Genomic DNA, 14,317 nt, shown 5'->3' with positions numbered 1-14,317 from the left:
TATGGGAAATTTAGAAAAACAAAAAGTAAAACAACACCTGAATCAAAAAAAAATCGATGCACCCAATTGCACACCGATTTTGTGAATTATAAATAAATCTTCATTAATCCGATCGCACTATTTTTTTACGAACGATGCTTTACCCGCTATTTTTCCATCAAAACGAAGCACCGCCAAGTAACGCCCTTTGCCCATGCGTGATGCGTCAAAACGAACGTCGTGCGTTCCCGCATCATGAACATTCGAATAACGGCCCACTTCACGTCCGTTAAAACCAAGAATGCGAACATCGACCTTCCCAGTATGCATAGCAGCAAACGACACATGCATAGCCCCCTGCTCATAACGGCAAGAGAACGGAGCCCTCAAACGAGCCTTCGACGGACTAGACGGTTTTACCCCAATACGCGGCCCCGACGGATTGTCTGACGGAACGTAACGTTCAGGATCGCTTCCAAAGAATCCCGTCGAATCCTTCTTTTCGGCGACAAACGAAACGCTTTTCAAAGTCGGGAACGATGCTCCGGATTCAAACGACCAAATTTTATCGAAATCAAATTTGCTAAAACTCCCACGAGATTTCATCTGTTCACTTGTAAGCGAAATTCCATAATTCGCTGTATCTATAACAGAGCAATTAGACACATTCCAATAATATCCATCCACTCCATGAAGCATTTCCATTGCACAAACTTTATTCACATTCGCAGCAGAATTTGACACGGCCCCCATAGAAAAGCTGTTTTTTACGACAGACGAAGAATCGTTAAGAGAGATAAATGAACTCGCTTGATAATAATCGGATTCTGCCGAATAGACATTCCCTGTCGAGAACGAATTCGTCACACTGGAATTTCTGAGAACAGACGCAAAACCCGAAGCTTCGACATACCCTTCAAGCACGTCCCCCGTCGAATAGCTTTGATCGATAGAAGAGTTCGTGACCGAGCCGACAAATCCGCCTACACAAATTTCGCCATAAATCGAGCCCGTCGAATATGACAATTCTGTCGAGCCTCCTTCTTGCTTACCGATGAAGCCACCTAAATTAGTCCCCCCTTGGACATGCCCCACGGAATGCGACTTCGAAATCCTTCCCGTATTTTCACCGGCAAAACCTCCCAAATTCACATATCCATTGATGTTACCCGTAGCATAGCAGTTTTCGAGAATCCCCGTAGTTTCGTTCTTAGCAACAAAGCCACCAGCAGTTGACGCGGATTCATCGACATCGCCCGTCGCATACGAATTGCGAATTTCACCATAGTTATAGCCGGCAAAGCCACCAAGATAAGCAGAACCGACAATTTTTCCCGTTGCAAAACTACTATCAATCTTTCCTCTGTTCGTACCGACAAACGAACCGCTTGTCGCATTAGCAAGTACTTTTCCCGAAGCACTGCATCCCGAAATTTCGCCGAACGCAACGCCAACAAGCCCACCGGCATTACTTTGAGTCGCCGTAACATTACCGTTTGCATGGGAATTATAAATTTTACCGCTATCAATAGCGACGAGTCCGCCCAAAGCGCCTATGTTATTGAGGGTCAGTCCCATGTTATTCGTACCCCCCGCCCCTTGAATATTCACGGACGACGAACAACGTTGCACAACGCCATAGTTCATGGACGCAATACCGCCAATATTCACAGAAGCACTAATTTCGCCCGATGCCTTGCAATCCGCAATAGTCCCCTTGCTGCGATATGCAATTCCACCAAACATGGTCGGCATTCCCGAAAAATCGCCATTTTTAAGGACTACATTGCACTTGGAAATCGTACCGAAATTATCGTAAGCAATACCACCCACATACGCCCCCGAAATCGTTCCCGAAAAACTACTATTCGTAATCGTGCCATAGTTTTCGCTCACAAAGCCACCCGCAGAAGTCACAAAACTAAGCGTATCCGTATCAATATGCACTTCATTGATCGTTCCGCGATTCACTCCCGCTACGCCGCCAGAATAAATTCCCTTGAAGTAATAACTCTTAAGCGTGAGGCTATCCAGCCGCGCTGTAGAATCAAGCGAGGAGAACAAACCCGTACTCGCTTCAACGAAATGGACCATCTTCAAATTGCTGATTTTATGCCCAGCCCCATTGAACGTTCCCGAAAAAGGAACCGACCAAGATTTCACAGTCGAATCTCCGGCAGCCAAAGATGTTGTAGATGGATAAAGATTCCCTATCGGCTTGAAGCCGCTTATCGTCGATTCCTTTTCACCTGTAAAAGTTTCCGTTTTCGAAGCACTCGCATCAATATCTGCCACAAGACGGTAATGTCCGTTCATCGTATAGGGGGATACGCCTACCTTTTTTAAATCTTCGTAGTCCGCGACTTGCCACGGATCAGCTTTAGTACCAGACCCAGCCATGTTTCCACTAGTCGCAAAAGAAACAACCGGAACAAGAAATAGCAATGGTAAAACACGAGGCATATAAATTTCTCCTTTTATACCACGCAAAATACAATTTTTTTACATTGCAACCGTACCACAGCAAGTAGAATTTGTTGTAAAAAAAACAACACCAAATGGTGGTCCACCAAGTAGTGCAACAACATTAATCTTTCACACAACGGACGGAATACCGATCTTTGTCCATCTTACCCAAAATACCATCGTTTCTAGAGCTTCCGTCATCACTGAATAAAGTCGCATTGCCCGAATCAAAGCCCATTAACAGCATATTGAAACGACATGAAGCATTTTTACGCGACACAATGAACCAAGCTCCAACATTCAAATAATAAAAGCCAAGGAAATCATCACCAAACCTGCCTGCCGCTATAGCCGAAAAACCGAACACATCAAAACCACTTCCACTCACCCCCTCATCATAATCTTGCCATCCCGTCTTAGATTTCAAGAAATAACCGGCATTATGCCATAAAGACTTTTTCTCATCATCTTGAACGCCGCCAGCATTTTTCAAAAGAGTTTCAACCTCGTTCACCTGCGGCAAATGCCAACCCGGAGGGCAAGCTTCTTCGGCTTCGTCCCATGAATAGAGGCGACCATACTTTTTACAATTAGCGGAATCATTTTTATAGCAGGCGGCCTCTCCCTGTTTATATTTCAGGTTTTCAGCCATCCACCACTGATCACCTATTTTAACAGTCTTGTACTTTACACTGTCTCGACTATCCTCAAAAATTTCCTCAACAATTTTTGTGGGCGAAACTTTTTCCAACAATTTTTCAGCAGCTTTTCTATCCCTTATTTTACCATAAGCAGTAATCTTATCTTCAATTTTGAAAATAAATTCCAAAGAATCTTCAGCCGATTTTTTTTCGTTCTTTTGATCTAAACAAGCAATCAAAAAGAACATTGCAATAAACACAAGAATCGTCAGGATGCGTTGCATACCTATTTTATTCCAAACAAAAACTTAAATTACTTCTTGCGTTTTTTCAAGAAACTCGCAAGAGCAACGGCGATGAGTATGCCCGCAGGGAGCACGACGGCAATCGTCAAGAGTAAAAGTTTTTGGACATCGCTCAAGCCCTTGAGCGACTGCTTGAAGTTCTTGAGACGAGCACGAAGGCCAAGCTTTACGGCTTTGCCCTCTGCATTTTCGCCATCCACGGGAGCATCATTTGCATCCGCCAAATCTTCGGAACCGGCAAAAGCCTTGAATCCGGGAACCAGCGCGAACAACTTAGACACTGAATCCTTGACGGGTCCGACAAAACGGCTGACATACGAGCGTACCTTGCCGTAAACTTTTTTGAAAGGGCGTTTCAGTTGTTCTAACATCATTTTCTCCTTTGGTGACGAGATGGCGGATGGTTCGGCAGGCTCACCAACCTTAGTCCGCCATGACGTTTTATGCCTTCTTGTACAGCAAGTTCACACCGCCGAAGAGGGCTCGCATGTTCGCCTTGAGCGTATCGCTAGAGACGCCGCGGCCTTCGACTTCTTCGCCATTTGCCTTCAAGACGATGCGGCTTAAGCCACGGCCGGCCCACAACTTGTCCTTTTCAGGAACGACGAGCTGGCGGTACTTCACAAGTTCCACCGGCATGCCGATTTCACGCATAAGCATAAGAGCTGCCTCGATGGGGCCTTCAGCCGTCACGGACTTCACCAAAGCTTCGCCATCCTTCTTGAAATGGAAAATGAAGCGGTTCTCGTCCGGGATGACTTCGATGTTGTTGAACACCAAGCGACCGTTCACGTTCACGCGCTGTTCGCGGAACACGTCCAGCACACGTTCGGCGCTGAGTTCGCCTTCCTTTTCGCTCAACTGCTTGAGGATGGGCTGCAGCATGGAAGCTTCTTGCAAAGTCATCTTGTAACCGAACTTCGTGATGATTTCATACACGGCGGTGCGGCCGCTCTGGCTTGTAAAGCTGAGCGTATCGTTCTGGTTACGGCCGATGATAGAGTAATCAATCGGACGGTAAGCGCCCTTCTTCATGTCCTTCGTCTTGGAAGCTCCATCCTGATGGATGCCGCTGCGGTGGACAATGGCTTCGGTTCCGATCAACGGAGCGCGAATGTATATAGGCACGCCGCTCCAATGGCTGATGAGAATCGCGGTTTCGTAAATGCGTTCCAGATGCAGCCCCGTATCGACACCGGAGTTGTGCAAGCCAATCGCAACTTCGTAGAAATTCGTGTTGCCGCAGCGTTCGCCGAGACCGTTCAAAGCGACTTCGAGCTGCGTTGCACCGACAAAAAAACTTTCGACGGTCGCCGCAGTCGCCATGCCGAGGTCGTTGTGGCAGTGCACGGAAATCGTGATGTTCTTGGGCAGAGCTTCATAGACCTGCTTGACCTGATCCACATAGAGCTTCGGGCGGTAGCGTTCCACCGTGTTCGGCAGGTTGATCGTCGTAGCGCCCGCTTCGACAACAGCCTTCAGAACGTCAATCACAAAGTCCATGTTTTCGAGGCAGTCACCAAAATGTTCGGCACTGAATTCCACATCGCCGCGCTCCCCGACCAACGACTTGGCAAGCTTGACACAACGCACGGCCCTTTCCTTCACTTGTTCAGGAGTCATGCGCAGCACGTTTTCCATGGAGAGGGGACTTGTCGCGAGGAACGTGTGGATACGCGGATGCGGTGCGTACTGGACTGCTTCCCAGCAACGCTGGATATCGCTTTCGATGCAGCGGGCAAGGCCAGAAACCACGACGCTCTTTGCCGTTTCGTCACCTTCAGAAGCCATCTGAGCGGTGAGCTTTGCAAGTTCCATGACCGATTCAAAATCCATTTCGCTCGATGCCGGGAACCCGACTTCGGCCCCTTGCACACCGAGCTTCAAGAGCAACAGATAAACATCTTTTTTCTGGGCGTTGTTCCACGGCTTCGGAAGAGCCTGGTTGCCATCACGCAGTGTTACGTCATAGAAGAATGGTTTTCTCGATTCAGTCATTTTTATCTCCTTGCCGGCTTCAAGACCGCAAAGTTCCTTTAGTTTTTCAATTCAAAAATAGAATTTCGCATTAACAAAAGAACCCGCTTCGTTCTCGAAGCGGGCGCTTTTAGGTTGAAATTCGTTTGAAAATCTTTGAAAAATCCCTAAACCCTCGCTTCGTTAGCGATGCCAAGTAGAAGTAGAAGGTTCAAGATTTTTCTCATGTGCATGAATATACAAAGATTCGAGGGAAATGGCAAGGGAGATATTAATCCAAATCATTTTTTGACAAGACCCCATTAGAGAAAGAAATAATTGATGACAAACTGAATAGTCCACATTTTCGTCTTGTTTTCAGCAATGACAGGTTTCACTCGTTTTTTCTCTGATGAACTTTTCACGTAATCGTCATAAGCCAAAATTTCATCGCCATCGTAATAATAGCGGATTTCATCGTTCTTGTGAATTCGGTCTAAATCCAGAATAAATCGAACGCCAAAATCTCCAGAACGCCCGCACAAGCCAAAACCAAACACAAGAGACGTAACCTCGCCCTTGACTTTCCATTTTTCCAAAGATTCTTTTTCGCGTTCAACAGAACGAACCTTATAACCGTCTCTGTTCTTGTAATCCTTTGTTTGCGCGGTTTCCAAATTATAATTGAGTTGAGCCCCCGCATCGACATAAACAAAATCTATCGGATTGAATCGAAAGAGAATCGGCACGTTAAATTTAAAAATGGTGCGCGTCTCCTCTTCCGTATAAGTAACATTTTGCGATACCCAAGACAGATTTCTGAAAACCTCATTGATGCCAAGGTCCAATTCTAACAAGAGATGTAGTGTTTCATTTATATTAAGTTTGAACACAAGACCCAAATCAGCCGCAAAGCCTCCCCAATCGTCTTCATCTACAAGATACTTAGGCGGAGTATCCCAATAGCCCGTAGGTCCGAAGCCAAAATGAAAGCCCATACGGAGTAACGGCTCAGGATCGTCTTTAGCCAAAGCATTTGTACTAAAGAGCAAGGCAATTGCGACTGCAAGGATGAACGCTCTCATGATCAAATCTTAAACACTAACCAAAGAAGTAGTTAAATACAAACTGAATGGTGTACAACTTCGAATTATTTTCAACAAGTTTTAAAAGCTTGGAGTCATCAATGTCGTAATAAAGCTTGTCGTATTCGTTCACTCCGATGAGATCCCAAATGACACGAACACCAAAATCACATTCATGACCATTGATACGCATTGTGGTGCCTATACCCGCAAGAGCCGAGGTAATAAAAGTTTTGACTTTCCAATCCCCTGCATAAACTTTAACATCCTCAAGCTGATGGTTTTCATCGAGACGACGCAAGGCATTACCATTTTCGTCTGTATATTCGTAATCATGCGACGTTCCCAAATTGAAGCTAAGACGCACACCACCTTCAAGATAAACAAAAGGAACCGTCAAACGGAGCGCAAGCGGAATGTTGAGATTGAAGAGCGTTCGGGACTCATTTACCTTATAATAGCCAAAATCATCATCATAACCAACACCACTCATTCCCTGTTTTTCAAACTCTTCCAAGATGTAATCCATGCCGAAATTCACTTCGGGTACAAAGGTAAATAAGGCATTGATACGATATTTGAACACAAGACCGAGATCCATGGATACACCGGACCAGTCATTCTTACCAAATTCCCAAATGAAATCTTCATCCGTCGGGTAATCGTACATGGCGGCATAACCAATACCCAAATGAATACCCAAAAGCAGTGACGGACGCGTATTATTGCCTTTAGATGAAGCTCGGGCTTCTTCAAAGCTCTTGTATTCGGTTTGACCGTACGCCGGAAGTTTGTTCCCATAACCGTCATCAACGGTGCCTTCCTGCCTTGCAGGTGGGATGTCGTTACCATAGCCATCATCTTCAGCAAAAGCATTTGAGCAAAGGCACATGGCAATAGCGGATGCAATTATGAATTTTTTCATTCCTACTCCTTAGGATAACTTTAACTTTTCTAAACAAACACCCCTAATTTTTTTATAAATTACAAAAAAAATACAAACAAAAACAAGTTTAAAAAAGAAATTTCCCCTTTAAACGCAAATTTGCAAAAAACAGGACATTCCATTTTTTAATCAAGTTCTTGAAAAGCGTTCCAAAAAGGAACTGAGTCGCTTGTTCTGCGACTGGTTGAACACAAAGTCCGGAGTTCCCTGTTCCACGACCACGCCCTGGTCCATAAAAATAACCTTGTGAGCGACATCGCGAGCAAAAGCCATTTCGTGAGTCACGATGACCATCGTCATGCGATCTTCGGCAAGATTCTTGATAATCTTGAGAACTTCGCCTGTGAGTTCCGGGTCCAAAGCACTTGTCGGTTCGTCGAAAAAGAGAATTTTCGGCTTTAAAGCAAGCGCACGCGCAATGGACACGCGCTGCTGTTGGCCGCCCGAGAGTTCACACGGGTAAGACTTTTCCTTGCCTTCGAGGCCCATCTGCTTGAGCAAACGACGTGCTAGTGCGCAGGCATCTTCACGATTTTCTCCGAGCACGCGGATTGGCGCAAGCGTCAAGTTCTGAAGCACGTTCAAATGCGGGAACAAGTTAAAGTTCTGGAACACAAGTCCCGTCGAAAGGCGAATTTCACGGAGCGTCTTTGCCGGAGCGTACTTGATTTTGCCACCAACGCTCGATCCAAGAATAACCATGTCCTTGCCATCGACACGCACCTCGCCCACCTCGAAAGTTTCGAGTTGAGTCAGACAACGGAGAAGCGTGCTCTTGCCAGAACCCGAAGGCCCGATAATCGAAAGCACCTCGCCCGCTTTGAGGTCAAACGAAATATCCTTGAGCACATGCAAATCGCCAAAGGACTTCTTTAAATGCTTGACTTCAAGAATCGGAGCAGAATCCATGACACGCCTCACTTGTAGTAATCCAGTTTACGTTCAACGTAAGCGAACAACACGCTCAAAAGCAAATTCGCCACATAGTAGAATACGCCCGCCACGAACAACGGATAAATGCTCGCGTAGGCAGCCTGCTGCTTTTTCGCGAGTGCGAAAAGTTCCGTCACGGCAATCACCTGCGCCAAGGAAGTGTCTTTCACAAGCGTAATGACTTCGTTTGCACTTGCAGGCACAACGCGCTTAACCACCTGCGGGAGAATAATACGAAAAAAGGTCTGACTGCGTGTAAGACCGAGCATTGCCGCGGCCTCGTACTGGCCCTTCGGAATCGACTGAATGCCGCCACGGAAAATTTCAGCAAAGTACGCCGCGTAGTTTATCGAGAACGCAACAATCACCGCCGGGAAACGGTCGAACGATAACGCCACTCCCGTGTATTCGCTCAAGTAATACGAGCCAAAGTAAATCGCCACAATCTGGAGCAAAAGCGGAGTGCCGCGCATCACCGAGATATAGAACGAAACTGGATAACGCACAATGCGGTAGCGGCTCATCTTGAGAACCGCGACGAGCAAGCCGAGCGGAATCGAGAACAAGAGCGTCAGTGCGAAAATCGCGAGCGTTGTGCAGAAGCCGCCCCAGAGAATAGGCAAAAGCGTTGATAATTCCGACATAAAAGAAAAACCTCAAAGGAGCACTGTGCCACCCACAAACATCAAGGCTCCCGTAGGGAGCGAGCCCACACCTATTTGCCGAACCACTTGGCGGAGATGGCTGCGAACTTGCCGTCAGCCTTCATCGCAGCGAGAACGTTGTTCACGGAATCGCGGAGAGCCTGATCCTTTTTGCGGAAGCCCACAGCATAGACTTCGTCGGAGAGGCCTTCTTCCAAGACGACGTACGGCTTAGCGTTCGTGACAATCCAGTACATGGCAACGATTTCGTCGAGGAACACGGCATCGACACCGCCCTTGTCCAAATCCATGAGAGCCGTCTGGTTATCATCGAACGGGACGATTTCCTTGGCAGCCTTGCCCGCTTCGGATGCATCGAGCAACTTCTGTGCGGTAGAACCGTTCTGCACAGCAATCTTCTTGCCAGCAAGAGCAGCGAGGTTTGCGAGCGCCTTGTCCTTCACCGTGAAAATCATGCGGTTCTTGAGGTAAGCGTCGCTCAAGTTCATCACCTTGGCACGTGCAGAGTCAACGCTCATGCCGTTCCAAATGCAGTCAATCTTGCCGGTGTTCAGTTCCTGTTCCTTGGCATCCCAAGAGATCGGCTGAGTCTTGAGCTTGATGCCGAGACGAGCGCAAACTTCAGTTGCAAGGTCGATATCGAAACCGACGATGTTGTTGTCCTTGTCGCGGAACCCCATCGGCGGGAAAGAATCGTCGAGGCCGAGCACGAACACGCCAGCGGCCTTGACCTTGTTGAAGGAGTCATCGGCGGAGGACTTGGATTCGGACTTTTGATCGTTGCAGGCAAAGAGAACGGCTGCAGCACATGCGGTAATTGCAATACGAGAGAAAAGATTCACGATAATGCTCCTTTTTTTTGTTTCGGTCCAAAGTTAGAAAAAAGGGAGTATTTTCCACATATGTAAAAAATGCTATTAGAATTTTTCTGAGGGCAAGCCCGAAAAATCAGCCAATTTTTTGGAGGAAACGACAAAGGGAGATGCGACACAAGAGAGGCTACTTCAAATTTTCAATGAACGAATTTAGAAGCGTTTCGCTGATATGTCTTTTAGACTTCCGAAGGATTTCGGCACAAGCCAGCGCCTCTTCTTTGTTCAACAAGCCATTCTCGTTAGCGGCAATCAAGATGCCAATCGTGCCGGTAATACGCAGTTTCATCGTCGTGGCGACATGCCTTGCACGAACTTCGTCAACTATCAAAAGGTCACTTTTGTTTTCGTCAGAATAAACGATGGCTTCACTTTCGCCAAGATCCAAGCCGGTCACACGCATCAACAAGCCAACCGCATTACTGTTGCTAACGGAAACCTTTTTGAAAAACTCGCAGGACTTCACTTGTTCGGCTTCTTCCAGAAAATCCTGGTTAGAAGTCAATTCTTCGTAAACAGCTTCTGGAAGCAGGACTTCGCCAAAAAGTTTTCCAAGGATGTCTAGACGATTAATTTTAAGGAAAGAAATAATCGGAGTTGCATCAGAAACAACAATCATCCTTACCTCTTGGAAAGGAGTTCCATGACGTTGGCGGCATCCTGTTCGGCTTCATCCCAGCTCTGGTCGATATAGGGAATACCCTCGCTTCCGTAAAGTTCGATGAGTTCCCATTTGGAGATTCCCAGAATTTCCGCAGCTCGACCATGGGAAATAGTCTCGTTCTTGATAAACGGATACAACAGCAACGCATTACGACGGAGTTCGTCGCTCTTATTATCGCATACCATGAGGTCAGCAATATCTTGCGGAATGTCCATTGTTACTGTCGGCATAGGAAACCTCCGTATTCAATATATCTTTTTATCGAGAAAAAGGCAAGTTCGCTGGTTTACACACCGCCATTAGATGTAGTTCCTTGATAATTTCTCCTGGGGTATAACGCTTAGGAAGAACTATCTAGAACCAACTACAGCCCCTATGAGTTGACAATATAAAGCAAAACCATCTATTTGCGGATGGCTTAGAAGAGACCATACATCATGAATATGAAAAAATCCAAACAAATGCAAATTTAAACATTTTTTCACAATTCTGTTTTTAAAAATCATCTAATGCTTTTTTTGTTTGGCAAGCTTCATTTTCTTTAGCTTTCCGTTCAGCAATCTTAGAACGTTCTTCAGCAACGATCTTCTTTTTTTCCGCCAACCTCAATAAACGAGCTTCATCAGCATCTTTTTCCGAAGATATATAAGCGTTTCTTATTTTTGTAGAACTCATTGCCTCGTACAAATTCATCAATTTGAATTTTATATCAAAAAATCTCTTGGCAAATGTATTCGAATCCATCACAAAATAAAGTACATCAGCTAAGCTTTTAGGAAATTCAGGAATCTTACCAACACTAGACTCCTTGTAAAAGGAAACTGTATTTTTTATTTCACCACTACCTGCATAAAATTGAACGTAAAAAGCCCCCCCCTTAACATAAAGCATTGCAATATAATTGCCACTAGCATTGGTGTATTTCAAGCAGATTGACTCATCTTGAACATACTGAAAATCCTTAGGGCAATCATAAAGATCTATTTCTAAGCAAGACCCATCTGCCAAATTCACGGAATACTTATTATCCACTAATACAACTGATTGATTGTCTATACCATTTTTTGCCTTATCCAAGATATCATCTATTTGGCTATTCTGAATTTTTTCTTCCAATTTTTTAAGTATTCCACTCTCATCGCCACTATTTTTCATTTTCAGAAAAGCGGAACTTCCACACGCCCATTGTTTATAAGTGGATAGTCCATCGTACATTCTTCTAAATTCAGCAGACGTAAAATCTATAATCTTTTCTTGAAATAGTTTATTGACTAAATCAACTTTTTCCTCTTCATAGGAATAACTATGAATATAGTTACACGTTTTTTCAAACACACGTTCATCAGGTTTTTTCAACTCTTCTTCAGAAGGGGCCTTTCCAATATAGAAATTTAATTTATCCGTATATAAAATTTGTCGTTTTTCATTCGCATCTAGTTTTTCTTTTTGATGATACTCGCGAATGCCATAAACACAACCATCAACAATATATTCATATGCTTTTTTTGAAGAGTTTATCAAAATTTTTTTAGTTCCAAAGATGTACATATTCCAATTATCTAACAAGCCTCCAACATCCGAACTATTTACAGTAGTAAAGGCAAAATACAAGGACAATTCTTTCAATTCATTTAACTGAGAAATGACCTTTTCCATAATAGCTTTATCCCCGTCAAAATAAAATTTTTCAGGAAATTCCCCCTCCAATATTGGACGAGCGTCAGTCATTTCCTTGGCTACATTCTTTACAGTATCCAAGCCTTTTTCAAGCAATCCACTAAAAAAGCCCATATGGTACTCCTTTTGGTTAAAATGTTAAAATTCTATGTTTTATAAATTTTCTTGTTATTCAACCATCAACGGTTCAAGTTTCTTGTTCGAAAACAGAGTCTAATCCACAATAAGAGTTTCATCATACTTGTTCGCCAAGAAGCGTTCCCTATACAAATAAGACGCTGTTTCGCAAACCTTTGCGGTAAAGTAAGCATTAAATCCACCGCCTACAGCAGCACCAGCCACTGGAATAATTTGAGCAAGTTTAGCCTTTGTAAGTCTTACACCAAGTGATTCAGCAATTTTCTTTATAACAACAACCATGGCATGCTCTTCTAACTTTTCCCACGATTTCTTCGCAGCTACATCCCTGCTTATTTTTACCAAGCTTGCCATAATAGTCCCCTTTTTCGCATCACCAGCAGAAGATGCATAGGAGAGCACGTTCATTGCAAAAAGGCGTTCTTCTTGAAGATTATTGTTGAAACCATAATAACAACAATACTCGCCAATAGCTCTCAAATTAAGAGAAATAATAGAAATTAAATCAGGAGCTATACCTGGTAAACCTAACGCCCCAGTAGCAGCCCCCTCTGCAGCCGCTAAGCCTTTGTACTTTGCAGCTAAATAACCGACAACTTCGTCTATTTTTTTCAATTCTAGTTTTGGGATATCTGCAATACAATTTACATTGCAGCCTTTCTTTTTGAAATCTTCAATAATCGCGTCCTGACGCACCGTAAATTGAGCAGCATCGTTGCATAGGCTGGTAACGCCACTAACAACCGTTTTTATCACGTTTCCTACACCCGGAGTATTCATAACAAGTTCTCCTGCCTTGTTGATCGGAGCGTTTACAACTTTGACCAATTTGCCAAAAAAGCCATCTTCTTCGGGATGTTTCCAACGTTTAATTTCTTTCAAGGTCTTCTTTTCGTATGGTAATAAATTATAAGGCATACTCAACACTTTACAAATTTGAGATTAATAGTTAAACTTTTCTTTACTCTTCAAAAAATAACTTAAATATTTTCAAAAAGCTCTACAAACATAGGCTTATTGAAAAAAAATGCATTTTTACGAAGCAGTTGCGGGGCAGGCTCTAGACCCGGCTAAGGCGGGCTAATGGAGATGCCCGCCTACGCGGGCATGACAATGAGGGTGGGGCCGGGGCTATAGCGAGGGGGATACCTCCCCCACCAAACAAAAAAGGACCGCATTTCTGCGGTCCTTTTTAACGCTTTAGATCCTTCGACTTCGAGGCTACGCCTCTCCACTTAGGATGACAGCTAGTGGCAGCGGCTATTCCTAACCACCAACCACTAACCACTGTTTACTAGTCCTTGCCATAAACCTTTTCGGCGTAGGTGACTGTTGCGCCGAGGTATTCACGGTTCATCTTGGCGATGTAATCCACGGTGATACCCTTCGGGCAGGCAGCCTGGCATTCGTAAAGGTTCGTGCAGTTGCCGAAGCCTTCCTTGTCCATCTGGGCGACCATGGCCAAAACGCGCTTCTTGGCTTCGACCTTGCCCTGCGGCAAGAAGCTGAGGTGAGAAACCTTAGCAGAGACGAAGAGCATAGCAGATGCGTTCTTACATGCAGCGACGCAAGCACCGCAACCAATGCAAGCGGCAGCGTCGAATGCGCGGTCGGCATCAGCCTTCGGAACCGGAATCGTGGAAGCTTCAGGAGCGGCACCGGTGTTGACGGAAACGAAACCGCCAGCCTGGATAATGCGGTCGAAAGCGGTACGATCAACAACGCAGTCACGGAGAACCGGGAATGCGGCAGCACGCCACGGTTCGATCACGATGGTATCGCCATCCTTGAACTTGCGCATGTGAAGCTGGCAAGTGGTGGTCGCATGGTCGGGGCCGTGCGGCATACCGTTGATGACGAGAGAGCACATGCCACAGATACCTTCGCGGCAGTCGTGGTCGAAAGCGAAGCCTTCCTTGCCCTGCTTCATCTGTTCTTCGTTCACGATATCGAGCATTTCCAAGAAGGACATGTCCGGAGAAACATCGTT

14 protein-coding genes are annotated in these 14,317 nt (G+C 45.1%); all 14 read right to left on the bottom strand.

The features are described 5' to 3' along the window. Positions 1-117: 117 nt before the first annotated feature. On the bottom strand, positions 118-2,442 hold the full coding sequence (locus IKG78_RS11750; RefSeq protein ID WP_290943647.1) for a GLUG motif-containing protein: 2,325 nt from the start codon (positions 2,440-2,442) through the stop codon (positions 118-120). Between the two features lie 124 nt (positions 2,443-2,566). Continuing rightward, positions 2,567-3,370, bottom strand: coding sequence for an FISUMP domain-containing protein (locus tag IKG78_RS11745; protein ID WP_290943645.1), 804 nt, complete (start codon positions 3,368-3,370; stop codon positions 2,567-2,569). Positions 3,371-3,399: 29 nt separating this feature from the next. Then, positions 3,400-3,765, bottom strand: a complete 366-nt coding sequence (locus IKG78_RS11740) for a hypothetical protein (RefSeq protein WP_290943642.1) — start codon at positions 3,763-3,765, stop codon at positions 3,400-3,402. A gap of 67 nt (positions 3,766-3,832) precedes the next feature. Beyond that, entirely contained in the window at positions 3,833-5,389 is a 1,557-nt protein-coding gene (gene leuA2, locus IKG78_RS11735) for a 2-isopropylmalate synthase LeuA2 (protein WP_290943640.1), read from the bottom strand. 281 nt (positions 5,390-5,670) lie between these two features. After that, the gene (locus IKG78_RS11730) at positions 5,671-6,432 is read right to left on the bottom strand and encodes an outer membrane beta-barrel protein (protein ID WP_290943638.1); all 762 of its coding nucleotides are present in this window, start codon (positions 6,430-6,432) and stop codon (positions 5,671-5,673) included. Between the two features lie 16 nt (positions 6,433-6,448). Then, positions 6,449-7,357 (bottom strand): outer membrane beta-barrel protein, encoded by a 909-nt coding sequence (locus IKG78_RS11725; protein WP_290943636.1) that lies wholly within the window; start codon positions 7,355-7,357, stop codon positions 6,449-6,451. Positions 7,358-7,507: 150 nt separating this feature from the next. Further along, positions 7,508-8,287, bottom strand: coding sequence for an amino acid ABC transporter ATP-binding protein (locus tag IKG78_RS11720; protein ID WP_366075338.1), 780 nt, complete (start codon positions 8,285-8,287; stop codon positions 7,508-7,510). A gap of 8 nt (positions 8,288-8,295) precedes the next feature. Next, the gene (locus IKG78_RS11715) at positions 8,296-8,955 is read right to left on the bottom strand and encodes an amino acid ABC transporter permease (protein ID WP_290943632.1); all 660 of its coding nucleotides are present in this window, start codon (positions 8,953-8,955) and stop codon (positions 8,296-8,298) included. Between the two features lie 71 nt (positions 8,956-9,026). After that, positions 9,027-9,818, bottom strand: a complete 792-nt coding sequence (locus tag IKG78_RS11710) for an amino acid ABC transporter substrate-binding protein (RefSeq protein WP_290943630.1) — start codon at positions 9,816-9,818, stop codon at positions 9,027-9,029. Positions 9,819-9,975: 157 nt separating this feature from the next. After that, entirely contained in the window at positions 9,976-10,467 is a 492-nt protein-coding gene (locus IKG78_RS11705) for a hypothetical protein (RefSeq protein ID WP_290943628.1), read from the bottom strand. 2 nt (positions 10,468-10,469) lie between these two features. Beyond that, on the bottom strand, positions 10,470-10,742 hold the full coding sequence (locus tag IKG78_RS11700) for a UPF0175 family protein (RefSeq protein WP_290943626.1): 273 nt from the start codon (positions 10,740-10,742) through the stop codon (positions 10,470-10,472). Positions 10,743-11,007: 265 nt separating this feature from the next. Next, complete coding sequence (locus IKG78_RS11695) at positions 11,008-12,303, bottom strand: hypothetical protein (RefSeq protein WP_290943623.1); 1,296 nt, start codon at positions 12,301-12,303, stop codon at positions 11,008-11,010. Between the two features lie 99 nt (positions 12,304-12,402). After that, entirely contained in the window at positions 12,403-13,245 is an 843-nt protein-coding gene (locus tag IKG78_RS11690; RefSeq protein WP_290943621.1) for an EcsC family protein, read from the bottom strand. A 376-nt stretch (positions 13,246-13,621) separates the two neighbouring features. Continuing rightward, positions 13,622-14,317, bottom strand: a 696-nt coding sequence (locus IKG78_RS11685; RefSeq protein ID WP_290943619.1) for a succinate dehydrogenase/fumarate reductase iron-sulfur subunit, incomplete at its 5' end; no start/stop codon positions are given.

It is taken from the genome of Fibrobacter sp. (assembly GCF_017545445.1).
Classification (GTDB): Bacteria; Fibrobacterota; Fibrobacteria; order Fibrobacterales; family Fibrobacteraceae; genus Fibrobacter.
This window is presented reverse-complemented; position numbering and strand designations above follow the sequence as displayed.